At 52.7% G+C, this 25,265-nt stretch carries 26 protein-coding genes; 16 read left to right on the top strand and 10 right to left on the bottom strand.

Translation table 11 applies throughout. From position 1 onward, the window contains the following. Positions 1-6: 6 nt before the first annotated feature. The 3 genes from OGV75_RS06795 to rraB form a co-directional block, all read right to left on the bottom strand. Positions 7-837 (bottom strand): topoisomerase II, encoded by an 831-nt coding sequence (locus OGV75_RS06795; RefSeq protein WP_286480473.1) that lies wholly within the window; start codon positions 835-837, stop codon positions 7-9. A 165-nt stretch (positions 838-1,002) separates the two neighbouring features. Next, positions 1,003-1,761, bottom strand: a complete 759-nt coding sequence (miaE, locus tag OGV75_RS06790; RefSeq protein ID WP_019078254.1) for a tRNA isopentenyl-2-thiomethyl-A-37 hydroxylase MiaE — start codon at positions 1,759-1,761, stop codon at positions 1,003-1,005. Between the two features lie 51 nt (positions 1,762-1,812). Beyond that, positions 1,813-2,238: a ribonuclease E inhibitor RraB gene (gene rraB / locus OGV75_RS06785; RefSeq protein WP_032940291.1), complete on the bottom strand. Its 426-nt coding sequence runs from the start codon at positions 2,236-2,238 to the stop codon at positions 1,813-1,815. 98 nt (positions 2,239-2,336) lie between these two features. Between rraB and argL the strand changes: the two genes are divergently transcribed. Both argL and argF (OGV75_RS06780) read left to right on the top strand, forming a co-directional pair. Next, positions 2,337-2,432, top strand: coding sequence for a putative translational regulatory protein ArgL (gene argL, locus OGV75_RS23630; RefSeq protein WP_404811242.1), 96 nt, complete (start codon positions 2,337-2,339; stop codon positions 2,430-2,432). Continuing rightward, positions 2,402-3,409 carry an ornithine carbamoyltransferase gene (gene argF / locus OGV75_RS06780; RefSeq protein WP_019078253.1) on the top strand — a complete coding sequence of 336 codons (1,008 nt, stop codon included), beginning with the start codon at positions 2,402-2,404 and terminating at the stop codon, positions 3,407-3,409. The genes argL and argF (OGV75_RS06780) overlap by 31 nt, the downstream gene beginning before the upstream one ends. A gap of 99 nt (positions 3,410-3,508) precedes the next feature. Here argF (OGV75_RS06780) and OGV75_RS06775 read toward each other — a convergent pair whose 3' ends face one another. Then, on the bottom strand, positions 3,509-3,961 hold the full coding sequence (locus OGV75_RS06775) for a YhcH/YjgK/YiaL family protein (RefSeq protein WP_016151499.1): 453 nt from the start codon (positions 3,959-3,961) through the stop codon (positions 3,509-3,511). A gap of 673 nt (positions 3,962-4,634) precedes the next feature. On the opposite strand from OGV75_RS06775, the gene arcA reads away from it, so the two are divergent. The 5 genes from arcA to OGV75_RS06750 all read left to right on the top strand — a co-directional run bounded on the left by arcA (position 4,635) and on the right by OGV75_RS06750 (position 9,940). Next, positions 4,635-5,855, top strand: coding sequence for an arginine deiminase (arcA, locus tag OGV75_RS06770; protein ID WP_200084242.1), 1,221 nt, complete (start codon positions 4,635-4,637; stop codon positions 5,853-5,855). 9 nt (positions 5,856-5,864) lie between these two features. Further along, positions 5,865-6,797 (top strand): carbamate kinase, encoded by a 933-nt coding sequence (gene arcC, locus OGV75_RS06765; RefSeq protein WP_016151496.1) that lies wholly within the window; start codon positions 5,865-5,867, stop codon positions 6,795-6,797. A gap of 55 nt (positions 6,798-6,852) precedes the next feature. Beyond that, on the top strand, positions 6,853-7,857 hold the full coding sequence (argF, locus tag OGV75_RS06760) for an ornithine carbamoyltransferase (protein WP_286480472.1): 1,005 nt from the start codon (positions 6,853-6,855) through the stop codon (positions 7,855-7,857). Positions 7,858-7,912: 55 nt separating this feature from the next. After that, positions 7,913-9,316 carry a YfcC family protein gene (locus OGV75_RS06755; protein ID WP_047499900.1) on the top strand — a complete coding sequence of 468 codons (1,404 nt, stop codon included), beginning with the start codon at positions 7,913-7,915 and terminating at the stop codon, positions 9,314-9,316. Between the two features lie 144 nt (positions 9,317-9,460). Further along, the gene (locus OGV75_RS06750) at positions 9,461-9,940 is read left to right on the top strand and encodes an arginine repressor (RefSeq protein WP_003839609.1); all 480 of its coding nucleotides are present in this window, start codon (positions 9,461-9,463) and stop codon (positions 9,938-9,940) included. Here OGV75_RS06750 and OGV75_RS06745 read toward each other — a convergent pair. Then, on the bottom strand, positions 9,937-10,059 hold the full coding sequence (locus OGV75_RS06745) for a hypothetical protein (RefSeq protein WP_085951096.1): 123 nt from the start codon (positions 10,057-10,059) through the stop codon (positions 9,937-9,939). The two genes, OGV75_RS06750 and OGV75_RS06745, sit on opposite strands and share 4 nt — an antisense overlap. Here OGV75_RS06745 and pyrL point away from each other — a divergent pair. From pyrL to ridA, 5 genes are all read left to right on the top strand, one after another. Continuing rightward, on the top strand, positions 10,039-10,140 hold the full coding sequence (gene pyrL, locus OGV75_RS06740) for a pyr operon leader peptide (RefSeq protein ID WP_003025819.1): 102 nt from the start codon (positions 10,039-10,041) through the stop codon (positions 10,138-10,140). The two genes, OGV75_RS06745 and pyrL, sit on opposite strands and share 21 nt — an antisense overlap. Next, positions 10,121-10,174 carry a pyrBI operon leader peptide gene (locus OGV75_RS23535; protein WP_106875647.1) on the top strand — a complete coding sequence of 18 codons (54 nt, stop codon included), beginning with the start codon at positions 10,121-10,123 and terminating at the stop codon, positions 10,172-10,174. The genes pyrL and OGV75_RS23535 overlap by 20 nt, the downstream gene beginning before the upstream one ends. A gap of 2 nt (positions 10,175-10,176) precedes the next feature. Further along, entirely contained in the window at positions 10,177-11,112 is a 936-nt protein-coding gene (gene pyrB, locus OGV75_RS06735) for an aspartate carbamoyltransferase (protein ID WP_016151493.1), read from the top strand. 13 nt (positions 11,113-11,125) lie between these two features. After that, positions 11,126-11,587 carry an aspartate carbamoyltransferase regulatory subunit gene (pyrI, locus tag OGV75_RS06730; protein ID WP_016151492.1) on the top strand — a complete coding sequence of 154 codons (462 nt, stop codon included), beginning with the start codon at positions 11,126-11,128 and terminating at the stop codon, positions 11,585-11,587. A gap of 76 nt (positions 11,588-11,663) precedes the next feature. Next, complete coding sequence (gene ridA, locus OGV75_RS06725; RefSeq protein WP_016151491.1) at positions 11,664-12,050, top strand: 2-iminobutanoate/2-iminopropanoate deaminase; 387 nt, start codon at positions 11,664-11,666, stop codon at positions 12,048-12,050. Positions 12,051-12,141: 91 nt separating this feature from the next. On the opposite strand, the gene OGV75_RS06720 is transcribed toward ridA, so the two are convergent. From OGV75_RS06720 to mgtL, 5 genes are all read right to left on the bottom strand, one after another. Next, positions 12,142-13,428, bottom strand: coding sequence for a TRAP transporter large permease (locus OGV75_RS06720; RefSeq protein ID WP_016151490.1), 1,287 nt, complete (start codon positions 13,426-13,428; stop codon positions 12,142-12,144). Between the two features lie 30 nt (positions 13,429-13,458). Continuing rightward, positions 13,459-13,968 (bottom strand): TRAP transporter small permease, encoded by a 510-nt coding sequence (locus OGV75_RS06715; protein WP_046275813.1) that lies wholly within the window; start codon positions 13,966-13,968, stop codon positions 13,459-13,461. Between the two features lie 62 nt (positions 13,969-14,030). Continuing rightward, positions 14,031-15,008, bottom strand: coding sequence for a TRAP transporter substrate-binding protein (locus tag OGV75_RS06710; protein ID WP_016151488.1), 978 nt, complete (start codon positions 15,006-15,008; stop codon positions 14,031-14,033). Between the two features lie 375 nt (positions 15,009-15,383). Continuing rightward, complete coding sequence (gene mgtA, locus OGV75_RS06705) at positions 15,384-18,092, bottom strand: magnesium-translocating P-type ATPase (protein ID WP_019078248.1); 2,709 nt, start codon at positions 18,090-18,092, stop codon at positions 15,384-15,386. A gap of 144 nt (positions 18,093-18,236) precedes the next feature. Then, the gene (gene mgtL / locus OGV75_RS23530) at positions 18,237-18,290 is read right to left on the bottom strand and encodes a mgtA regulatory leader peptide MgtL (protein WP_223870169.1); all 54 of its coding nucleotides are present in this window, start codon (positions 18,288-18,290) and stop codon (positions 18,237-18,239) included. 191 nt (positions 18,291-18,481) lie between these two features. Here mgtL and treR point away from each other — a divergent pair, with 191 nt between their 5' ends. The 4 genes from treR (at position 18,482) to nrdD (ending at position 25,255) form a co-directional block, all read left to right on the top strand. Then, positions 18,482-19,429, top strand: coding sequence for a trehalose operon repressor TreR (gene treR / locus OGV75_RS06700; protein WP_016155565.1), 948 nt, complete (start codon positions 18,482-18,484; stop codon positions 19,427-19,429). A gap of 157 nt (positions 19,430-19,586) precedes the next feature. After that, positions 19,587-21,005, top strand: a complete 1,419-nt coding sequence (gene treB / locus OGV75_RS06695; protein ID WP_286480469.1) for a PTS trehalose transporter subunit IIBC — start codon at positions 19,587-19,589, stop codon at positions 21,003-21,005. A gap of 49 nt (positions 21,006-21,054) precedes the next feature. After that, the gene (gene treC, locus OGV75_RS06690) at positions 21,055-22,707 is read left to right on the top strand and encodes an alpha,alpha-phosphotrehalase (protein ID WP_153646590.1); all 1,653 of its coding nucleotides are present in this window, start codon (positions 21,055-21,057) and stop codon (positions 22,705-22,707) included. A 409-nt stretch (positions 22,708-23,116) separates the two neighbouring features. Next, on the top strand, positions 23,117-25,255 hold the full coding sequence (gene nrdD, locus OGV75_RS06685) for an anaerobic ribonucleoside-triphosphate reductase (RefSeq protein WP_016151477.1): 2,139 nt from the start codon (positions 23,117-23,119) through the stop codon (positions 25,253-25,255). The last annotated feature ends 10 nt before the right edge of the window (positions 25,256-25,265 follow it).

Below are 25,265 nucleotides of genomic sequence, written 5' to 3'. Positions count from 1 at the left end.
GTTGCGTTACTGCATTTCGGCGGAGAGCATCAGCCGAATGACGCCAGCCGCGCGAGCGGTTGGCAGCGTCAGCACCTGTGACCATAAATCCTGCACCATTTCACAAGTGACTTTCTCTTTGCCCACACCTTTACTCGGATCAGCCATAATCTGGATATCCGGTCCAAAGCGTTGTACCAATCCCGGGCCGATGGATTGCAGATCCTGAAGCGCCAGCTGTTTCTCTTGCGCCGTAACCGTATGTTTGTTCGGGCCATAAGCCGCGTGCATCATACTCATGTCGCTGGCCATACGACGATTCATCAGCTCCCGCGGAATAATACGCACCGGGTTAATCCCGCCTTTCACCGCCGGGAACAGAAAGCGAAAACACTCGTCATCGCCCACTTTTGCCACCGCAGCAATCTGCTCGAGGTTAATTTTCATATACTCAATCACATTGGCATCGGGTGCCTGCTGCAAACGCGCCATCTGTACCTGCAGGATTTGCGGCTGAATAGCGTCGATAATCTGTTGTTCGCTTTTCCCAGCTTCTTTCAGTTGCGTTGCCTGGTTGAGGATGTTCTGCCATAACGCGGGTTCTTGCTCTTTAAGTACCTGATAAACAGGCATTGCCAGCATCGCATTTTCAAATTTCTGCGCGTCCGTCAGCCCATAATCAGGGCTTTCGCGCGGGATCAGGTAGTGCACATCAAACAGATTCCACGCGACAATCGCTACCACAAAAACCACCGCGCCGGAGATCTTGCCCAGCCAGCCTTTTTTGCGAAACATGCCAACGACGATAGCAATCACCGCCCCGATATAACCCGCCAACAATACGTGTGCCCAGTTCATTAACCATCCTTATGCAAAACAGTCTCTGTTGCGGGGATATATTTCCCCTTCGTGTGTTTTGATTATTACGGCAGCAGCGAGCGATTTCCAGCCACCAGATTTTGCTAATGGAAACAGGAAAGGTAAAACCGCGCGACGATTAGCGCCGCGCGTCAGAGAAGAGAGTCAGGCTGGCACGCCGCTGTGGAAGCGGAATTCATCGTCGGGAGAAGTAATCAATGCGGCTTCTACTTCGCCAAAGAACCGCACCCGACTACTGATATCGTCGGCAGAAACCTGCTGTGCCAGCGCCAGATAGTCTTGATAGTGCCGCGCCTCGGATCGCAGCAGCGAAAGATAAAATGCCTGTAAATCGTCATCCAAATACGGCGCCAGCGCGGCGAACCGTTCACAAGAACGCGCCTCAATGTAAGCCCCGCAAATCAGTTTATCGATTAGCGTTAATGGCTCGTGGGTTCGCACCTCTTTAAGCATGCCTTTGGCATAACGGCTGGCGGTAATTTTGACGTAGGGAATGTTGCGGCTCATCATCGCCTCACGCACCTGCCAGAAGTGGTGCAGCTCTTCTTTGATCAGCAAAACCATGCTGTCGATCAGCTTGCGCCCCCACGGGTCGTCAGTTTGCGGCATTACGCTTTTGCTTATCTGTTTATTCAGCGCGATAAAATCCGGTTCATCCCCTTCTCTGAAAGCATACGCTTCATAGGGTTTCAGCCAGTCCAGTAGCGCCTGCGATCCCTGTTTATCTGCAACATACTTACGCACCAGCAACATGGCCGTTTGCGCCGCTTTCAGCTCGCAGACGAGATGATCCGTCAGTAACAGAGGGAGATTCGCCGGGGCTCGCGCTTTATCAAGCCAGGCCTGGGGCGTTTTACAGTGCAGGAAGTTGTGGATCGGGGAAAGTATTTGCAGGTAATCCATACGTTATCCTTGGCCTACGGCAGCAGACGCTACCGTAGGTCAGCAGATGACTTAGTGACGCACGCCGTCATCATCTTCGTCGACGAAGTCTTCATCGTCGCCGTCTTCACCTTCTTCGCCGTTCGGGTCTTCAAAATAGGTGCCCCAACCGTCGTATTCCACATCAAATTTTTCAGCCAGGTTCATCAGTTGCTCAACCTGAGCGTCGATCAACTCGGCATTCAGAGCACATTCGCTCAGGATGTCACAGCAAATAACCGTGTCGCCCTCTTCCACCTCCAGCTCTTCCGGCTCGGTCACTTCATAACCCAGCTTGAAGGCTTCTACTGCCGCTTTTTCCAGGGTTTCAAAGTCGTCCGCGGAAAGGTGATGCTCGATGGTGTACAGCGCGTCTGGATCGCTGCCATCTTCGAGTAACTCTTCAATAATCAAGCGCGTTTCTTCACGCTGTTCTTCCAGTAGTTCCGGGTTTGCCATGGCTCATTCCTCATAATGTCCTGCCGATACTCTTATTGTCACATACCGCTGTCATTGCCTCCACCTTTCCAGGAAAGATTTGTTAAACAAGGTTGCAAATGAATAAACATCTATATAAATTGAATTTTAATTCAATAAATGGCCTAAGCCATGTGAGGGAACTATGTCTGCGTTTTATCAGAAACATTTTTTGAAACTGCTTGATTTCACCTCTGCTGAACTCACGTCACTGCTCCAGCTCGCCGCGCAGCTCAAGACGGATAAGAAAAACGGTACAGAGGTCGCTAAACTCACCGGTAAAAACATCGCGCTCATCTTCGAAAAAGACTCAACCCGCACCCGTTGCTCTTTCGAAGTTGCCGCATACGATCAGGGCGCGCGCGTGACGTATCTCGGGCCGAGCGGCAGCCAGATTGGTCATAAAGAGTCGATCAAAGACACCGCCCGCGTACTCGGTCGTATGTACGACGGTATTCAGTATCGGGGCCACGGTCAGGAAATTGTCGAGACGCTGGCGGAATATGCCGGAGTTCCGGTTTGGAACGGATTAACCAACGAATTTCACCCTACCCAACTGCTGGCGGATTTACTCACGATGCAGGAACACCTGCCGGGTAAAGCGTTTAATGAGATGGCGCTGGTCTACACCGGCGATGCCCGCAACAATATGGGCAATTCCATGCTGGAAGCCGCTGCGTTAACCGGACTGGATCTGCGCCTGGTCGCGCCCCAGGCCTGCTGGCCGGAGGAAAGCCTCGTTGCGGAGTGTAAAGCGCTGGCACAGAAAAACGGCGGCAATATAACGCTAACCGAAGATGTCGCCACGGGCGTGAAAGGCGCGGACTTCATCTATACCGACGTCTGGGTATCGATGGGCGAAGCGAAAGAGAAATGGGCCGAACGTATTGCGCAGTTGCGTAAGTACCAGGTTAATAGCGCGATGATGGCGTTGACCGGCAATCCGCAGGTGAAATTCCTGCACTGCCTGCCTGCGTTCCATGACGATCAAACCACGCTTGGCAAACAAATGGCGCAGGAATATGGTCTGCACGGCGGCATGGAAGTGACCGACGAGGTGTTTGAGTCACCCGCCAGTATCGTATTTGATCAGGCGGAAAACCGGATGCACACCATCAAAGCGGTGATGGTCGCGACGCTTTCCAAATCATAGCGTTGCGTGATTGAATTGCCGGATGGCGATGCTGACGCACCTTATCCGGCCTACCATCGTGCTTCCGTAGGCCGGGTAAGTCGCACCCGGCAAACTGGTTTATGCTACCCGCATTTTCACCACGGCTTTGCGTACCAGCGCCGGAGCGCCGACCGCGCACAGCGGTTTATGCACTTCGCCCGGATAAAAGACGACGAAGTCACCTTCGTTCAGCACCACCGTTTTCTCCTGTTCGCCTTCCGGCAGAAAGGCGATATCTTTATCCGCCAGCCAGTCAGTTTCCGGTGCGCCCGCAGGCTGCGTGCTGAAAGTCATGCCTTCCTGACCTTTGAGCAGGATCTGAATATCCAGATAGCGAGCGTGATATTCGGCGCGGCGCTGCGCAAACGGCTCCGTCATATCTTCAGCAATCAGATAGAACAGACGTTCGCCGTCGATGTCGTGCTTACCCTTTTCCGTCGCATCCGTCACGTGCGCTTTAATGTGCTCAATCGCCTGACGCAGCTCTTCCGGCAGCCAGGCATCCAGGTTGTGAATATTGCCGACAATCATTTCAAACCCCTTAATTAAAACATCGTTTCATTTTGATTGTTATACGAAAAAACGGTCTGCCATACCACTGCTATTTACCGATATTTTGCGTCAACGCATGTTTATCGCTGATGATGTTAAATAATTGCTAATAGCCAGCAACAGGTTATGCATAAACTCTGCATAACTTTCGTCTCATACTTTTCAACTCAGTCACTAACTCACTGTTATAGAAAGCTTTGTTAGAAAAACCAGCAATCGATCACAGTTTACGTCTCCTTCGTTATCTTTCTTCATCGTCATATTTATTTTGAAATAAACCTTACAGCACAAATAATAAAATAATAGATTCGCATAAAAATTCATTAAATATAGAAAAACATATAAAAATCAACGCACTATTTAATTTATTAAATATTTAGATATGTACATAAAATTAACAAAGTTAAATAACAAGACATATTCCTGCGTAGTAATTCAATTATTCATTTTTTTATTTTTTAAATTCTCAGAGCCATCTCATAAATTAAACAACAAATGCCAAACATCGACCTGACTGTGAAATGAATCACGTTTCTATATCAGATAAGATCTAAATATAGATTCTGAAATCAGCTGAAAAATCATGACTGCAATAAACATTATTTGCAGGCATCTCGTCTTTATTTTTTAAAATCGTATTAAAGGAATAATGATGGAAAAGCATTATGTCGGGTCTGAAATCGGTCAATTACGTAGCGTAATGCTACATCGCCCTAACCTCAGCCTAAAAAGGCTGACGCCGTCAAATTGCCAGGAACTGCTTTTTGATGATGTTCTTTCGGTAGAACGTGCAGGAGAAGAGCATGACATTTTCGCCAACACGTTACGTCAACAGGGAGTTGAGGTTCTGTTACTCACTGATTTATTGACACAAACTCTGGATATCCCCGATGCCAAAAGCTGGCTACTGGATACACAAATTTCTGATTATCGCCTTGGCCCCGCTTTCGCCACGGATATTCGCGCCTGGCTTGCAGATATGCAGCACCGGGAGCTCGCCCGACATTTAAGCGGTGGGCTGACATACGGAGAAATTCCTGCCTCAATCAAAAATATGGTGGTCGATACTCACGATATTAATGACTTTATTATGAAGCCATTACCAAATCACTTATTTACCCGCGACACCTCATGCTGGATATATAACGGCGTATCCATTAATCCGATGGCAAAAACTGCACGTCAACGAGAAACTAATAACTTGCGGGCGATTTACCGTTGGCATCCACAATTTGCCGATGGTGATTTTATTAAATATTTCGGCGATGAAAATATTAATTACGACCACGCCACATTAGAAGGTGGAGATGTGCTGGTCATTGGTCGCGGCGCAGTTCTCATCGGTATGTCGGAACGTACCACGCCGCAGGGCATTGAGTTCCTTGCCCAGTCGCTATTTAAGCATCGCCAGGCAGAACGCGTTATCGCAGTCGAACTGCCGAAACATCGCTCCTGTATGCACCTCGATACCGTCATGACCCACATCGATATCGATACCTTCTCCGTCTACCCGGAAGTGGTGCGCCCGGATGTCCAGTGCTGGACCCTGACACCAGACGGGCGCGGCGGCCTGAAACGCACCCAGGAAAGTACGCTGGTACATGCCCTCGAAAAAGCACTTGGCCTCGACCAGATCAATCTGATCACCACCGGTGGCGACGCCTTCGAAGCTGAACGCGAACAGTGGAATGACGCGAACAATGTTCTGACGCTGCGCCCCGGGGTTGTGGTGGGCTACGAACGCAACATCTGGACCAACGAAAAATACGACAAAGCTGGCATCACTGTTTTACCCATTCCTGGCGACGAACTGGGACGTGGGCGCGGCGGTGCGCGCTGCATGAGTTGCCCGCTGGAACGCGACGGTATTTAAGGAGACGTTATGGAAAACAAACCTACCCTGGTTGTGGCACTGGGCGGCAATGCACTACTCAAACGCGGCGAACCGCTGGAAGCCGACATCCAACGCAAGAATATTGAGCTGGCGGCAAGAACTCTCGCTCAACTCACGCAGCAGTGGCGCGTAATTCTGGTACACGGCAATGGCCCGCAGGTTGGACTTTTGGCGTTACAAAACAGTGCTTATGCCAACGTCACCCCCTATCCGCTCGATATTCTCGGCGCAGAAAGTCAGGGAATGATTGGCTATATGCTGCAACAGGCCCTGAAAAACCAGCTCCCACAGCGTGAAATTAGTGTCCTGCTGACTCAGGTTGAAGTCGATGCCCACGATCCGGCCTTCAGCAATCCCACCAAATATATCGGGCCGATTTATGACGAACCCCAGGCCCACGCGTTACAGGCGGAAAAAGGCTGGGTTTTCAAAGCCGATGGTAAAGCGTTCCGCCGTGTTGTGCCCTCTCCACAACCCAAACGAATCGTGGAAAGTGACGCCATTCGCACACTGATCGCCCGCGATCATCTGGTTATCTGCAACGGCGGTGGCGGCGTACCGGTGGTGGAAAAAGCCGATGGCTACCACGGCATTGAAGCGGTGATCGACAAAGATCTCTCCGCCGCCCTGCTCGCCAAACAAATCCACGCCGATGCGCTGCTGATCCTGACCGATGCCGATGCGGTGTATCTCGACTGGGGCAAACCTACCCAGCGCCCGCTGGCCCAGGTTACGCCGGAACGGCTCGGCGAAATGCAATTCGACGCCGGTTCAATGGGTCCCAAAGTCACCGCCTGCGCGGAATTTGTCTCTCACTGTCACGGGATTGCTGGCATCGGCTCGTTGGCTGACGGTTCGGCCATTCTCGCTGGTGACAAAGGCACGCTAATTCGGCGCGAAGCCACTGATGTTAACGCTTAAGGCTTTTTTTGCTGGGTAAAGCGAAGCCTTATCCAGCCTACATAAGGATATTTTCATGACTGTTAACCTGAAAAATCGCAATTTTCTCAAATTGCTGGACTACACCCCAACGGAAATCCAGTACCTGATCGATCTGGCTATCGAGTTAAAAACGGCGAAAAAAGCCGGGCGCGAAAGGCAAACGCTGGCCGGTAAAAATATCGCGCTAATCTTCGAAAAAACGTCAACTCGCACCCGCTGCGCCTTTGAAGTCGGCGCTTTCGATCAGGGCGCACAGGTGACCTACCTTGGCCCAAGCGGCTCGCAGATTGGTCATAAAGAGTCGATGAAAGATACCGCCCGCGTGTTAGGTCGCATGTATGACGGTATTGAATACCGCGGCTACGGCCAGGAGATAGTGGAAGAACTGGGGCAGTTCGCTGGTGTGCCGGTCTGGAACGGGCTGACGAATGAATTCCACCCTACGCAGATCCTCGCGGATCTGATGACCATGCTGGAACACGCCCCGGGTAAAACCTTACCCGAACTGAGCTTCGCTTACCTCGGTGACGCCCGCAATAACATGGGCAATTCGCTGATGGTCGGCGCGGCGAAAATGGGGATGGATATTCGTCTGGTCGCACCGAAATCCTTCTGGCCGGACGAGGCGCTGGTTGCCGAATGCCGTGAAATCGCCAGCGTGACGGGCGCGCGCATTACGCTCACAGAGGATGTTGAGGAAGGCGTTTACGACGTGGACTTTCTCTACACCGATGTCTGGGTTTCGATGGGAGAACCCAAAGAGGCGTGGGCAGAACGCGTCAGCCTGATGACGCCTTATCAAATTAACCAGCAGGTCATCGATGCGACCGGCAATCCCAATGTGAAATTCATGCACTGCCTGCCCGCCTTCCATAACGAGCACACCAAAGTGGGCCGTGAAATCGAAGCGGCTTACGGCCTGAAAGGGCTTGAAGTCACGGAGGAGGTATTTGAGTCAGCGCATTCCATCGTCTTCGACGAAGCAGAAAACCGGATGCATACCATCAAAGCGGTCATGGTAGCGACACTCGGCGACTAACCCCAGCGGGCATGTGTCGCCTGGCGGCATATGCCCAAGCTATCCGGAGAACATCATGGGCAAATTCAAATTTCCCAGCGCGTATACCATCCTGTTTATTCTCATTGCGCTCGTCGCCGTTATGACCTGGATTGTCCCTGCCGGGAAATACCAGATGGCGATGAATGCCACCCTGGGCAAAGAAGTGCCGGTTGCCGGTACCTATGCCCCAACAGAGGCGCATCCACAAGGTTTAACGGCTGTACTGCTGGCTCCGATTGACGGGCTTTATAACCACGAAACCTACACCGCAGGCGCGATTGATGTGGCGTTGTTTGTCCTGATTATTGGCGGGTTTCTCGGCGTGGTAAACAAAACGGGCGCCATCGACGCCGGAATCGAACGCGTGACGGTCAGGCTGAACGGCAAAGAAGAGTGGATGATCCCCATCCTGATGGGACTTTTCGCCGCCGGAGGCACGATTTACGGCATGGCGGAAGAATCACTCCCTTTCTACACCTTATTGGTTCCGGTCATGATGGCTGCGCGCTTTGATCCACTGGTTGCTGCTGCAACCGTTTTGCTTGGCGCAGGCATCGGCACCCTCGGTTCAACAATCAACCCTTTCGCAACGGTTATCGCCGCTAACGCCGCCGGGATCCCCTTCACCCAGGGAATGCTGATGCGCATTCTGCTGCTGGTCGTCGGCTATGTAATCTGTGTGGTATGGGTCATGCGCTATGCACGGAAAGTTCGCAGCCATCCTGAGCTTTCCATCGTGGCCGATAAAATGGAGGAAAACCGTGCCCATTTTCTCGGTAGTCGCGCCAATACCAATCTTGAATTCACGGCTACGCGTAAGTGGATCCTGCTGATATTCGCCGCTGCCTTTGCAGTGATGATTTATGGCGTCGCGGTGCTCGGCTGGTGGATGGCTGAAATATCTGGGGTTTTTCTGGCATCTGCGATTATCGTCGGCGTAATTGCCCGCATGAGCGAAGAAGCATTCACCAGTACCTTCATTGACGGGGCTCGGGATCTGCTCGGCGTGGCGCTGATTATCGGCATTGCGCGCGGTATCGTCGTGGTGATGGACAACGGCATGATCACCCACACCATTTTGCACAGCGCCGAAAATTTAGTCTCCGGTCTGTCCACCACCATTTTCATCAATGTGACTTACTGGCTGGAAGTCTTGCTCTCCTTCCTGGTCCCTTCCTCGTCTGGCCTGGCGGTGCTCACGATGCCCATTATGGCCCCGCTGGCTGACTTCGCCCATGTGCAAAGGGATCTGGTCGTCACCGCGTATCAATCCGCTTCCGGCATTGTGAATCTGATTACCCCCACCTCAGCGGTTGTGATGGGTGGGTTGGCCATCGCTCGTGTTCCTTATGTGCGCTACCTGAAATGGGTCGCACCACTGCTGCTAATTCTGACGGTGCTGAACATGGTTGTTCTGAGTATCGGCGCGATGCTGTAGTCCTGTTGGCCGTCGGATCCCGACGGCTTTTTTGAGCGCGCTCTCGTTTTTCTGCACAACCGCCCGTTTGAGCCGTTATTGATACTGCAAATGTGGTGAATTTCGCCATCGCATTGATACAAATGATAAATTTAGGGTGTTTTTATGAAGGAATTCGATGATTACTCGACCAAAGAGCAGAAACAGTTGGCGATTTGTCAGCGCCTGATTAGCGAAAAAAGCTACCTGTCTCAGGAAGCGCTTCGCCGCGATCTACAACACCATGGTTTCACCGGGATTAGCCAGTCAACGGTATCTCGTCTGCTGAAACTGCTCGGTGCTATAAAAATAAGAAATACAAAAGGGCAAAAAATTTATTCTGTAAATCCGCAATCACGACCCGCGCCTGATGCTGCCCGATCGATTGCTGAAATGGTGGTCAGCGTGGAACACAATAGCGAGTTTATCCTCATCCACACGGCAGCAGGCTATGGTCGCGCGGTAGCCAGAATCCTCGATTATCACGCGTTGCCAGAAATTCTCGGCGTCATTGCCGGTAGCAGTATTGTCTGGGTCGCGCCGCGGGTGGTACAGCGAACGGGCCTGGTCCACAAGCAGATTAATTATCTATTCAAAATGAATTAAAATTCATAAGAACCGTTTGCGATGAATAAATAGTGCATTTTTCGCTTGATCCCATAACGGAGCTGAGTATAATCGCGGACAATTTGCCGGGAGGATGTATGGTTCAGTGTGTACGACATTTTGTCTTACCGCGTCTGAAAAAGGACGCTGGCCTGCCGTTTTTCTTTCCGTTGATCACCCATTCCGAGCCCCTCAATTGAGGGGCTTTTTTTTTGCCCAGGCGTCAGGAGATAAACATGGCTAACCCGCTCTATCAAAAACACATCATTTCCATAAACGACCTCAGCCGCGATGACCTTAATCTGGTCCTCGCGACGGCGGCGAAATTAAAAGCTAACCCGCAGCCAGAGCTGTTAAAACATAAGGTCATCGCCAGTTGCTTCTTTGAAGCGTCAACCCGCACCCGTTTATCTTTTGAAACCTCCATGCACCGTCTGGGCGCCAGCGTGGTGGGTTTCTCTGACAGCAGCAACACGTCACTTGGCAAAAAAGGCGAAACTCTGGCCGACACCATTTCCGTCATCAGCACCTATGTTGACGCCATCGTGATGCGCCATCCGCAGGAAGGCGCCGCGCGTCTGGCAACGGAGTTCTCCGGTAACGTGCCGGTACTGAACGCCGGCGACGGTTCCAACCAGCATCCTACCCAAACGCTGCTGGATCTGTTTACCATTCAGGAAACGCAGGGTCGCCTGGACAATCTGCAAATCGCCATGGTGGGTGACCTGAAATATGGCCGCACCGTCCACTCCCTGACCCAGGCGCTGGCAAAGTTCGAAGGTAACCGCTTCTACTTCATCGCCCCGGACGCGCTGGCCATGCCGCAATACATTCTGGATATGCTGAATGAAAAAGGTATCGCCTGGAGCCTGCATGGCACTATCGAAGAGGTAATGGCGGAGGTCGATATCCTCTACATGACCCGCGTACAAAAAGAGCGTCTGGACCCGTCCGAATACGCCAACGTGAAAGCACAGTTTGTTCTGCGTGCCAGCGATCTGAACGGTGCCAGAGCGAACATGAAGGTGCTGCATCCGCTGCCGCGCATTGATGAAATCACCACCGACGTCGACAAGACGCCGCACGCCTGGTATTTCCAGCAGGCTGGCAACGGCATCTTCGCCCGCCAGGCGTTACTGGCACTGGTACTGAATAGCGAACTGGCACTGTAAGGGAGAAAAAGAGATGACACACGATAACAAACTGCAGGTTGAAGCCATCAAACGTGGCACCGTAATTGACCATATTCCCGCACAGGTTGGTTTTAAGCTGCTGACGTTGTTCAAACTGACTGAAACCGACCAGCGTATCACCATCGGCCTGAACCTGCCGTCTGGCGAAATGGGCCGTAAAGACCTGATTAAAATCGAAAATACGTTCCTGACCGACGAGCAGGTAAACCAGCTCTCCCTGTACGCTCCGCAGGCAACGGTAAACCGCATTGACGATTATGACGTGGTGGGTAAATCACGTCCGAGCCTGCCTGAACGTATCGATAACGTGCTGGTTTGCCCGAACAGCAACTGCATCAGCCATGCTGAACCAGTATCGTCCAGTTTTTCAGTGAAAAAGCGCGCTGACGACATCGCACTCAAATGCAAATACTGTGAAAAAGAGTTTTCGCATTATGTGGTGCTGGCCAACTAATTGGTGTTGGTAATGATTTCCCGGCTCCCTATAATGGCCGGGAACATTCTATTACCGCTGTAATTCAGGAGAAATCATGAGCAAGACTATCGCGACGGAAAATGCACCAGCAGCAATCGGCCCATACGTTCAGGGCGTTGACCTGGGTAGCATGGTAATCACTTCCGGTCAGATCCCGGTCGATCCGAAAACCGGTGCCGTATCGGAAGACGTGTCCGCTCAGGCGCGTCAGTCGCTGGAAAACGTACAAGCTATCGTTGAAGCAGCAGGCCTGAAAGTGGGCGACATCGTAAAAACTACCGTCTTCGTTAAAGACCTGAACGATTTCGCAACCGTAAACGCGACCTACGAAGCGTTCTTCACCGAGCACAACGCCACTTTCCCGGCGCGTTCTTGCGTGGAAGTTGCCCGTCTGCCGAAAGACGTGAAAATCGAGATTGAAGCGATCGCCGTTCGTCGCTAAGTCTTTTTGTGCCGGATGGCGGCTTCGCCTTATCCGGCCTACGCAAGCATAGTTTGCAGGCCCGGTAAGCGCGAGCGCCACCGGGCATTTATCACATCACACCAAACAGTCTCGGCAGGAACAGCGAAATCGCCGGAATGTACGTGACGATCATCAGCACCAGGAACAGCACGAAGTAGAACGGCAGCATCGCCTTCACCACCTGCTCAATTTTCTGCTTACTCACCGCACTGGCCACAAACAGCACCGACCCTACCGGTGGCGTTATCAGGCCGATCCCTAAATTCACCAGCATGATCATCCCAAAATGGACCGGATCAATGCCGAGCGCGTTGGTTACCGGTAGCAAAACCGGCGTCAAAATCAGGATCAGCGGCGCCATATCCATCAGCGTACCGATCAGCAACAGCATGATGTTAATGCACATCAGGATGACGTATTTGTTGTCCGAGATGCTGGTGAAAGCTTCGGTGATACGCATCGGCAACTGCATATAGGTCATGACGGCACCGAACGCGGCGGCAAAACCTATCAGGATCATGACGATAGTGACCGTTTTCACCGTACGGAACATCAGCTTCGGCAGTTCAGACCATTTATAGTCACGATAGATAAACATGGTGACAAAGAAGGCCCACAGACAGGCAATCGCCGCAGATTCCGTCGCGGTAAATATACCTGACAAGATACCGCCCATGATGATCACAACGGTCATTAAGCCCCACAGCGTATCGACGAATATCTTCAGCGCCTGGCGAAACGGTACGCGCTCCCCTTTTGGATAACCGCGTTTGTGCGCAAAAGCGACGCACATCACCATCAGACTGAAGCTTAACAGCAGGCCCGGTAGGATCCCGGCGATGAACAGCGCGGCAATCGACACCGTCCCGCCCGTTGCTAGCGAGTAGATAACCGAGTTATGGCTCGGCGGCGTGAGGATCGCCTGCACCGAGCCGCTGGCAGTGACCGCTGCAGCAAAGTCGCGCGGATAACCTTTTTTATCCATCTCCGGGATCATTACCGAACCGATAGACGCGGTATCGGCCACCGACGATCCGGAAATTGCGCCAAAAAAGGTCGAGGCCACAATGTTGACCAGCGACAGACCGCCGCGAATAAAGCCAACGAAAATATAGGCAAAGTTTACCAGCCGCCGCGCAATGCCCCCTTCGGCCATAATAGCCCCGGCCAAAATAAAGAACGGGATCGCCAGTAGCGAAAACTTGTTCACCCCACTGGTCAGTTGGATCATCACCGCTTCCAGCGGAATATCAATGTACCAGGCCCCAATGATGGCGCTAATGCCAACCGCGTACGCTACCGGTACCCCAATCGCCAGCATAATGCCGAGCGTAAAGACGAGAATAAATGCATCCATCTGCTTTCCTTTCTGAAATGGGGGCGGTAACTAGCTGGTCGATCCCAGCATGACAACAGGACGTTGGTACTGCGAGCCACGGCAGATCTTCTCAACGATAAACAGCAGCGTAATAGCAGAGCCAATCGGCAACGGGAGATAGTTTTGCCCGGCGCTTAAAATTGGGAATTCCGCCACGGGCTGTTCCCACAGTTCGAGGCATAGCATGGAGCCGTACCACAGAATGAACAGGCTTATCGCCATTAACATAACGTCTGCGACTACCGAGCAGTAACGGCGGGAAGATTCCCCCAGACGGTCAATCACCATGCTTACCGCGATATGCGAACCTGCGCGATAGCTCACCGCCGCGCCAATAAAGGTGAATGTCACCATACAAAGAATGGCGACTGGCTCAGGCCATGACAGGGCGTTATTCAGGACATAACGCGCGAATATGCCAATGGGGATAATGGCGACCATAACCAATAATGCGATACCGGCAATCCACATTGACACTCGATAAAGAAAATCCATTACCGATGAATAGCATTCACCCATAATTATCACCTCGAATTAATCAAAAGACTCAGGCGGAGGATTGATATCCTCCACCCGATGAATTACTTCACATCCTGAATACGTTTGATCAAATCCTGGTGGTCTTTACCGTAATTATCCCGTACTGACTGCGTGGCTTTATAGAAATAGTCCGTATCAATATCGTGGAACTGAACACCGTTGGCTTTCATGGTCTCCAGCGATTTCGCATTATAATCCTGCCAAAGTTTACGTTGCTCTACCTGGGCCTCTTTAGCGAGTTTAATAATGAGTTCCTGGTCTTCTTTTTTTAACTTATCCCATTTGGCTTTCGAGAACAGAAAAAGCTCAGGAATAATAAAGTGTTTACTCCAGGTATAGTTTTTCACGACCGGCAAATAGTTATGCGCAACAAACGTTGGCGGGTTATTTTCCGTACCATCAATAACGCCGGTCTGCATGCCGCTAAATACTTCACTGACGCCCATCACAATGGAGTTAGCGCCCATCGCTTTTAGGGTATCCAGCGCTATCGGGCTGGCCTGCACGCGGATTTTCATGCCGTGCAAATCTTCCGGTTTCACTACCGGATTCTTGGTGATCAGGTTGCGCGTTCCCGCATCCATCCAGCCAAGGAACACCAGTCGTGATTTGGTATTGGCTGTCAGACGGTCGCCAATCTCCTGACCAATCATGCCGTCGAGAACCTTATGCATATGGTCCTCATCGCGGAAAATATATGGCAGGGTAAACACGTTTATTTCAGGGAGAATTGCGGCAACTGGCGTCATTGAGACGCGAATAATATCAATGGCGCCTAATTGCGCCTGTTCAATCATCTGTTTTTCATCGCCTAACACACCACCAGGAAATGTTTTGATCTCCAGACGACCTTCGGTCGCGGCGCTAAGTTTCTCCCCCATATGTTTCACTGCAACAACGTTCGGGTAATCAGCCGGATGCACATCTGCGGCGCGAAAGGTTTGTGCCAGCGTTGCATGACTCGCCAGTAATACAGACGCGCCAATACACAGACTTAACAGGTTTTTTGTCAGTTTCATTTGTCCTTCTCCAGAAGTTCATAATATCCATTAACAGGAATAGCTTGCAGAGCAAATGACTGCCGGAATTAAAAACGGGCAGCGAGAAACTTTCTTAACGACGTTACCTGCGCAGACTAACTGGTGTAACAATTTATTTCGATGACTGCGTTCACAAAAAATCGCAGATGCTTATAATTTTTAGCACGCTGTTTCATTTTTGCAACGCAGATCGTTTTATTGATAAAAAAACAACGCAAAGAAGGCAATTTGATACTAATTACCCGCGTTAGCATTTCAATAAAAATAAAACACCAATATTTCGGGAGAATATCTTTCGAATGAAAAAGAGAAATGCAGGAGAGTATTAACACCCTCCTGCAAAGAAGTTGAGGATTACTGCCAGCCGTAGCGGCGGCTATAAAAACCTTTCACGAGCTGGGTTAATGTCATGTAGCCCGCCAGAATCGCAATCAGCCACGGGAAGTAGCTCAGCGGCAGCGCCTGCAATTGCAGATAGTTGGCCAGCGGCGAGAACGGTAATGCAATGCCTACCACCATGACCACCAGCGTCATCAGCATCAGCGGCCATGCGGCGCGGCTTTGGATGAACGGCACGCGGCGGGTACGGATCATATGCACAATCAGCGTTTGCGACAGCAGGCCTACCACGAACCAGCCAGACTGGAACAACGTCTGATGTTCTGGCGTATTCGCATGGAAGACGAACCACATCAGGCAAAATGTCAGAATGTCGAAGATCGAGCTGATTGGTCCAAAGAAGATCATAAAGCGCCCCAACTCGCTGGGATTCCAGCGCTGCGGCTTTTTGATCTGCTCTTCGTCGACGTTATCAAATGGAATCGCCACCTGGGATACATCGTACAGCAGGTTCTGAATCAGTAAGTGCAGCGGCAACATCGGCAGGAACGGTAAGAAGGCGCTCGCCACCAGCACGCTAAACACATTACCGAAGTTAGAACTGGCCGTCATTTTGATATACTTCAGCATGTTAGAAAAAGTACGGCGTCCTTCGATCACCCCTTCTTCCAGCACCATCAGACTCTTTTCCAGCAGGATGATATCAGCCGCTTCACGCGCAATATCAACCGCGCCGTCAACGGAGATACCAATGTCCGCCGCGCGCAGCGCCGGGGCATCGTTAATGCCATCCCCCATAAAGCCAACCACATGACCTTCGCGCTTGAGCAGCGTGACAATGCGTTCTTTGTGCATCGGCGTCAGACGAGCAAACAGCGTGGTGCGCTGGGCCAGCGTTGCCAGCTCATCGTCGCTTAACCCTTCAATGTTGCTACCGATAACCACATCGCCCGCATCCAGCCCCACTTCGTGACACACTTTCGCCGCCACCAGCTCGCTATCGCCAGTCAGGATTTTCACCGTAATACCGCTGGCTTTCAGCGCTTTGAGCGCTGGCGCGGTGGTCTCTTTCGGCGGATCGAGGAACGCAATATAGCCTTCGAGGATCAGATCTGATTCATCAATACGCTGGTAATCGCCCTCACGCGCTGGCAGGTATTTCGTCGCCACTGCCACCACGCGCAGCCCCTGGCGATTCAGCGTATCCGTGACGCGCTTCACCCGACGCAGCATGTTGTCATCTAACGGGACAACCTCACCGCTGTAGCGCACCTGGGTGCAGACGCTGAGGATCTCCTGCAGCGCGCCTTTGCACACCAGCTGATGCACATCGGTTTCTTCAGCGACCACCACCGACATGCGGCGGCGTTCGAAGTCAAACGGGATCTCATCAATTTTCTGCCAGCGGGTAGAGAGCTGGCGGGCTGATTCTTCGTCCACGCCTTCCAGCACTGCCGTATCCAGCAGATTCTTCAGCCCGGTCTGGTAATGACTGTTCAACCACGCAGAATGCAGGACGTGCTCGCTGGGTTTACCAGATATATCTGTATGATTCTCAAGTACAATTTTGTCTTGTGTCAGGGTGCCCGTTTTATCGGTACACAGGATATCCATCGCGCCAAAGTTCTGAATGGCGTCGAGGTGTTTGACGATGACCTTTTGTTTTGACAGCTTCACCGCCCCGCGCGCCAGCGTCGAGGTGACGATCATCGGCAACATTTCCGGGGTCAGCCCCACCGCGACAGACAGGGCAAACAGCGCCGCTTCCCACCAGTCGCCTTTGGTATAGCCGTTGATGATGAGCACAATCGGCGCCATCACCAGCATAAAACGGATCAGCAGCATGCTGACGCGGCTGATCCCTTTCTGGAAAGCATTCTGCTCGCTTTCCTGCTCGCTGACGCGGCCCGCCAGTTGCCCGAACCAGGTATTGGCTCCGGTCGCAATCACGATGGCCTGCGCCGTGCCGCTCACCACGTTGGTGCCCATAAAGCACAGGGTATCGCATTCGAGCGGGTTGCTTTGCTGCGGGTCGCGGCTGGTTGCGACTTTCTCCACCGGCAGCGATTCACCGGTCAGCGAAGCCTGGGCCACGAACAGGTCACGAGCCTGCACCACACGCAGATCGGCCGGGATCATATCCCCTGCCGCCAGCTTAATGATATCGCCGGGAACTAACTGGTCGATCGGCAGTTCAACCCAGCCGTTCTCTCCTTTCTCGTTGATAACGCGTAGCACCGTAGCGGTGTTACTGACCATCGCCTTCAGCGCATCTGCCGCTTTGGTGGAACGCGCCTCCTGCACAAAATTCAGTAACGTAGAGATGACGACCATCAGAGCAATGACGCCAGCGGCAAACAGATCTTCGGTGGCATAGGAAATCGCACCGAGGATGGTCAACAAAATATTAAACGGGTTACGGTAGCAGACCCACAGATGCACCCACCACGGCGACGGCTTCTGCGCCGGCAGTTGGTTCTCACCATGTAATTCGCGAGCGTTTTCCACTTCTGCGGCGTTTAATCCTTCCGGGTGCGCGCCAAACGTTTTCCACAGCGCGGCTTCGTCCATCAGCGCCATTTTCAGACAATGTTCGCTCAGCGATGGTGGGATCGGCGTGCTGGCAACGGTCTGGGCATTAGGCAACGGATCGCGATGCACCAGACGATGTGGTAAATGGCGGTTTAGCCGGGCAAATAGCTGGCGAGTAATATTTTTGAACATAGGCAGTCCCTCTGCGCCAGTCTCAACAGGCGCAGTAAATCCTTCAGGCGTGGCAAAGCCTTACCTGATGGCAATATTAAAATCACAACAGGGACGTCAGAACGTCACTGTCTTACTGCTCCGGTAAGACAGTGAAAGACAGGCTTACCGGAAAGGGGAGTTTCTCCATCTCGGGAGAGGGGTGGGATCGGGATCCATATAGCCTCCGGTAAGTGAATGATTTACGCTGCGGATTATACGCAGAAAACCATAAGGTTTGTGGCAATTATGGCAGTATGATAAACCATGGAAACTAAACCAAACGTATACCAGACTTTGCCCATTGCGCTGCGCTTGAGTAAAGTTATTCTCTATTTGGCATAACTTCACACGCAACACGGGAAAACAGGATGCAAAACCGGCTGACAATTAAAGACATCGCCCGCTTAAGCGGTGTGGGAAAATCAACCGTTTCCCGTGTGCTTAACAATGAAAGCGGCGTGAGCGAACGCACCCGCGAACGCGTTGAAGCGGTGATGAATCAGCACGGTTTTTCCCCTTCCCGCTCCGCACGCGCCATGCGCGGACAAAGTGACAAGGTGGTGGCGATCATCGTCACGCGTCTGGACTCGCTTTCGGAAAATCTCGCCGTGCAAACCATGCTGCCCGCCTTTTATGAGCAGGGTTACGACCCGATCATGATGGAAAGCCAGTTCTCGCCCGAGCTGGTTGAAGAGCATCTCGGCATGCTCAGACGCCGCAATATTGACGGCGTGGTGCTGTTTGGTTTTACCGGCATAAGTGAATCCATGCTCGCCTCCTGGCAGGATTCGCTGGTGCTGCTGGCAAGAGATGCCAAAGGCTTTGCCTCCGTCTGCTATGACGATGAAGGCGCCATTCGCACCCTAATGCAGCGTTTATACGATCGCGAGCATCGCCATATCAGCTTTCTTGGCGTTCCCCATAGCGACGTGACCACCGGTAAGCGCCGCCATGAAGCCTACCTGGCGTTCTGTAAGAAACACAAACTGCATCCTGTAGCCGCGCTACCGGGTCTTGCCATGAAGCAGGGTTATGAGCAGGCCGCCAACGTCATCACCCCGGAAACCACTGCCTTAGTCTGCGCGACGGATACCCTCGCCCTTGGTGTCAGCAAATATCTGCAAGAGCAGCGAATTGAGAATCTACAGCTGGCGAGCGTGGGCAGTACGCCGCTGATGAAATTCCTCCATCCGGAAATTATCACCGTCGATCCAGGATATGCCGAAGCCGGACGACAAGCGGCCTCGCAGCTGATCGAGCAGATCAACGGCCGTAGCGAACTACGACAAATCGTTATTCCTTCCACCCTCTCCTGATCGCTTTCTGAGCGTTAATTTGTGATCTTCGCTGCGTTTCGGGAACGTTCCCATTTTTAAATTTTCATCGACGATATACTCTGGCCACAGCAACGAGAGATTTGCCAGATGGCGATGCTAAAACGTCTTATCCGGCCTACGGGGAACACACATCATCATGAGCAAAATAAAACAAGCAGACATCGACCGGCTGATTGAGCTGGTAGGCGGGCGCGACAATATCGCCACGGTAAGTCACTGCATTACTCGCCTGCGTTTTGTGCTGAATCAGCCTGCGAATGCCAGGCCAAAAGAGATCGAACAGTTGCCGATGGTCAAAGGCTGCTTCACCAACGCCGGGCAGTTTCAGGTGGTGATTGGCACCGAAGTGGGCGATTACTACAAAGTGCTGCTGGCGACAACCGGTCAGGCCAGCGCCGACAAAGAGCAGGCGAAAAAAGCCGCGCGGCAGAATATGAAATGGCACGAACAGCTGATTTCTCATTTTGCGGAGATCTTCTTCCCGCTGCTGCCAGCGCTGATTAGCGGCGGCTTGATCTTGGGGTTCCGTAATGTGATTGGCGATCTGCCCATGAGCAACGGGCAGACGCTGGCGCAGATGCACCCTTCGCTGAAAACCCTTTACGACTTCCTGTGGCTAATTGGCGAAGCGATCTTCTTCTATCTGCCGGTCGGGATCTGCTGGTCAGCAGTGAAGAAAATGGGCGGAACGCTGATCCTCGGTATTGTGCTGGGTGTGACCCTGGTTTCACCGCAGCTAATGAACGCCTATCTACTCGGTCAACAGGTACCGGAAGTGTGGAACTTCGGCCTGTTCAGCATTGAGAAAGTGGGCTATCAGGCACAGGTTATTCCGGCACTGCTGGCCGGTCTGGCGCTCGGGTTTATTGAAACACGCATGAAACGCATCGTCCCGGATTATCTGTATCTGGTGATCGTCCCGGTGTGCTCGTTGATCCTCGCGGTATTCCTCGCGCACGCCTTTATCGGTCCGTTTGGCCGCATGATCGGCGACGGTGTCGCGTTTGCGGTCCGTCACCTGCTGACCGGCAGCTTTGCCCCGATTGGCGCGGCGCTGTTCGGCTTCCTGTATGCCCCGCTGGTGATAACCGGCGTGCATCAGACCACGCTGGCTATCGACATGCAGATGATTCAGAGCATGGGCGGTACGCCGGTATGGCCGCTGATCGCACTGTCGAATATCGCTCAGGCCTCTGCGGTAGTCGGGATCATCATCTCCAGTCGCAAACACAATGAACGTGAAATCTCCGTTCCTGCCGCGATCTCCGCCTATCTCGGGGTCACTGAACCTGCCATGTACGGGATCAACCTGAAATACCGCTTCCCGATGCTGTGCGCGATGATCGGTTCCGGTCTCGCCGGACTGCTGTGCGGCCTGAACGGTGTGCTGGCGAACGGAATTGGCGTCGGCGGTTTGCCGGGCATCCTCTCCATCCAGCCGACTTACTGGCAGGTATTTGGCATGGCAATGGTCATTGCGATTGTTATCCCCATGGTACTGACCTCATTCGTTTATCAGCGTAAACACCGTATGGGCACACTACAAATTGTCTAACTTTTCTTCGGGGCGCAGTTGCGCCCCATCGTATTTCCAGGAAACAACCATGAATATTCCCCACTGGTGGCAAAACGGCGTCATCTATCAGGTTTACCCCAAGAGTTTTCAGGACACCACCGGCAGCGGCACCGGCGATTTACGCGGCGTGACGCAGCGTCTCGGCTATCTGCAAACGCTGGGGGTTGATGCCATCTGGCTAACGCCGTTCTATATTTCGCCGCAGGTTGATAACGGCTACGACGTCGCGGATTACATGTCTGTCGATCCGGCCTACGGAACGCTTGCAGACTTTGACGAACTGGTGGCGCAGGCGAAAGCGCGCGGTATCCGTATTATTCTCGATATGGTGTTTAACCACACTTCAACCCAGCACCCCTGGTTTCGCGAGGCGCTGGATAAAGACAGCCCGTATCGTCAGTTTTACCTCTGGCGCGACGGTACGCCAGACAGTCTCCCGAATAACTGGCGCTCCAAATTTGGCGGCAGCGCCTGGGGCTGGCACGCCGAAAGCGAGCAGTACTATCTGCACCTCTTTGCTCCGGAGCAGGCAGACCTGAACTGGGAGAATCCGGCGGTCCGCGCCGAGCTAAAAAAAGTGTGCGAGTTCTGGGCCGATCGCGGCGTGGACGGGCTGCGTCTCGACGTGGTGAATCTTATCTCTAAAGATCAGCACTTCCCGAGCGATCCCGACGGCGATGGGCGGCGTTTTTATACCGACGGCCCGCGCGCGCATGCGTTTTTACGTGAAATGAACCGCGACGTCTTCACGCCCCGCGGCCTGATGACGGTCGGAGAAATGTCCTCCACCACGCTGGAAAACTGCCAGCAGTACGCCGCACTCGATGGCAGCGAACTGTCGATGACCTTCAACTTCCACCACCTGAAAGTGGATTACCCCAACGGTGAGAAGTGGACGTTAGCCAAACCCGACTATGTGGCGCTCAAAACCCTATTCCGCCACTGGCAGCAAGGCATGCACAATCAGGCCTGGAACGCGCTGTTCTGGTGTAACCACGACCAGCCACGCATCGTGTCGCGTTTTGGCGATGAAGGTAAATACCGCGTTCCGGCCGCAAAAATGCTGGCGATGGTGCTGCACGGTATGCAGGGCACGCCCTACATCTACCAGGGTGAAGAGATCGGCATGACCAATCCGCACTTCCGCCAGATTACCGATTACCGCGATGTGGAAAGCCATAACATGTTTGCCGCCCTGAACGGCCAGGGACGCGATGCGCAAGAGCTGCTGGCGATCCTCGCCAGTAAATCGCGCGATAACAGCCGCACGCCGATGCAGTGGGATGCCAGCAAACACGCGGGCTTCACCCAGGGTGAGCCGTGGATCAATCTGTGCGACAACGCAGCGGATATCAACGTGGCGGCAGCGCTGCGCGATACCGACTCGGTGTTCTATACCTATCAGAAGCTGATCGCATTGCGGAAAGCAGAGCCGGTTATCACCTGGGGCGACTATCAGGATCTGCTACCGGGCAGCCCGCATCTGTGGTGCTATCAACGTGAATGGCAAGGACAGCGGTTGCTGGTCATTGCTAATCTGAGCGATACCTTCCAGAGCTGGCAGCCGACCCAGACCGACGGCAACTGGCAGGTGCTGATGCACAACTATGCCGAGGTCGCCAGCCAACCCACAGACATGACGCTGCGTCCTTTTGAAGCCGTCTGGTGGTTGCAAAAATAGCTTGCAATTATGTTCAGGCCCGGTACGCATAACGCTGCCGGGCTTTGATGCATACGCCCAGCTTACCTTTCTGTTTTTGTTGAATAATTAATCAGAATTTTCTGCCCACAATTTACAATCGGCTGTAGTGCCCGTCATCTGTACGCTCCGATTTTTACTTTGCGCTACATCAAATAAATCGTAAACATCCTTGATGCAAATCACTACATATAGAACTTAAAATGCACGCCGACCCAATATGTTGTATTAATCGACTACAATTGCTACAACTACAGTGCACCGCTTCACGGTGGAATTGTGGATAAAGTGGGTCAGGATTGCGGGAAGTCATTGGCAATAGAGATGAATAAAGCCCTGATGGCCTCCCCAACCTCTGTGGATAACCTGTTCTTATAAATATGGAGTGATCATGACACCGCATGTGATGAAACGAGATGGCTGTAAAGTGCCGTTTAAATCAGAGCGCATCAAAGAAGCCATTCTGCGTGCAGCTAAAGCAGCGGGAGTCGATGACGCAGATTACTGTGCCACCGTCGCAGAAGTCGTTAGTAGCCAGATGAATGAGCGCAGCAAGGTCGATATCAACGAGATCCAGACAGCGGTAGAAAACCAGCTAATGTCTGGCCCGTACAAACAACTCGCCCGTGCGTACATCGAATATCGCCACGACCGTGATATCCAGCGTGAAAAACGTGGCCGTCTGAACCAGGAAATTCGTGGTCTGGTTGAGCAAACCAACTCTGCTCTGCTGAATGAAAATGCCAACAAAGACAGCAAAGTGATCCCAACCCAGCGCGACCTGCTGGCCGGTATCGTTGCCAAACACTATGCGCGTCAGCACCTACTGCCGCGTGATGTCGTCCAGGCGCACGAGCGTGGTGATATTCACTATCACGATCTCGACTACTCTCCGTTCTTCCCAATGTTTAACTGCATGCTGATCGACCTGAAAGGCATGCTGACGCAGGGCTTTAAGATGGGTAACGCGGAGATTGAACCGCCAAAATCCATCTCTACCGCGACCGCCGTCACCGCGCAAATTATCGCGCAGGTCGCCAGCCATATTTATGGCGGCACCACCATTAACCGTATTGATGAAGTTCTCGCGCCGTTCGTTACCGAGAGCTTTAATAAACATCGTAAAACCGCTGAAGAGTGGCAGATCCCGGACGCCGACGGTTATGCCCATTCCCGTACCGAGAAAGAGTGCTACGACGCATTCCAGTCTCTCGAGTATGAAGTGAACACCCTGCATACCGCCAACGGTCAGACGCCGTTCGTGACCTTTGGTTTTGGCCTGGGAACCAGCTGGGAATCGCGTTTGATCCAGCAGTCCATTCTGCGTAACCGTATTGCCGGCTTGGGTAAAAATCGTAAAACCGCAGTGTTCCCGAAACTGGTGTTCGCGATTCGTGACGGTCTGAACCACAAGTTTGGCGATCCGAACTACGACATCAAGCAGCTGGCACTGGAGTGCGCGAGCAAGCGTATGTATCCGGACATCCTGAACTACGATCAGGTGGTCAAAGTGACCGGCTCGTTCAAAACGCCAATGGGCTGTCGCAGCTTCCTCGGCGTGTGGGAAAACGAGAACGGCGAGCAGATTCACGACGGACGTAACAACCTCGGCGTTATCAGCCTCAACCTGCCGCGTATCGCCCTGGAAGCGCATGGCGATGAAGCCACCTTCTGGAAACTGCTTGACGATCGTCTGGTGCTGGCGCGTAAAGCGCTGATGACCCGCATTGCGCGCCTGGAAGGCGTGAAGGCCCGCGTGGCGCCAATTCTGTATATGGAAGGGGCCTGCGGCGTGCGTCTGAAAGCGGACGATGACGTGTCAGAAATCTTTAAAAATGGTCGCGCATCCATCTCTCTGGGCTACATCGGTATTCACGAAACCATCAATGCGCTGTTTGGCGACAAGCATGTGTATGACAGCGAGCAGCTGCGCGCCAAAGGTATCGCCATTGTGGAACGCCTGCGCCAAGCGGTCGATCAGTGGAAAGACGAAACTGGCTACGGCTTTAGCCTGTACAGCACGCCAAGTGAAAACCTGTGCGACCGTTTCTGCCGTCTGGATACCGCCGAATTTGGCGTGGTCCCGGGCGTGACCGACAAAGGCTACTACACCAACAGCTTCCATCTCGATGTGGAGAAGAAGGTTAACCCGTACGACAAGATCGATTTCGAAGCGCCGTACCCGCCGCTGGCAAGCGGGGGCTTCATTTGCTACGGCGAATACCCGAATATTCAGCACAACCTGAAAGCGCTGGAAGACGTCTGGGATTACAGCTATCAGCACGTGCCGTATTACGGGACCAACACGCCAATCGATGAATGCTACGAGTGCGGCTTTACTGGTGAGTTTGAGTGCACCAGCAAAGGCTTTACCTGCCCGAAATGTGGTAACCACGACGCCGCGCGCGTATCGGTCACCCGCCGCGTCTGCGGTTACTTAGGCAGCCCGGACGCTCGTCCGTTTAACGCCGGTAAGCAGGAAGAAGTGAAGCGCCGCGTTAAGCATTTAGGGAACGGGCAGATCGGTTAATTTAGACGAT

The organism is Citrobacter sp. Cb028 (assembly GCF_030336705.1).
In the GTDB taxonomy this organism is placed as follows: domain Bacteria; phylum Pseudomonadota; class Gammaproteobacteria; order Enterobacterales; family Enterobacteriaceae; genus Citrobacter; species Citrobacter braakii.
Note: the sequence above shows the minus strand (reverse complement) of the source record. Positions and strands in the feature narration are given on the sequence as shown.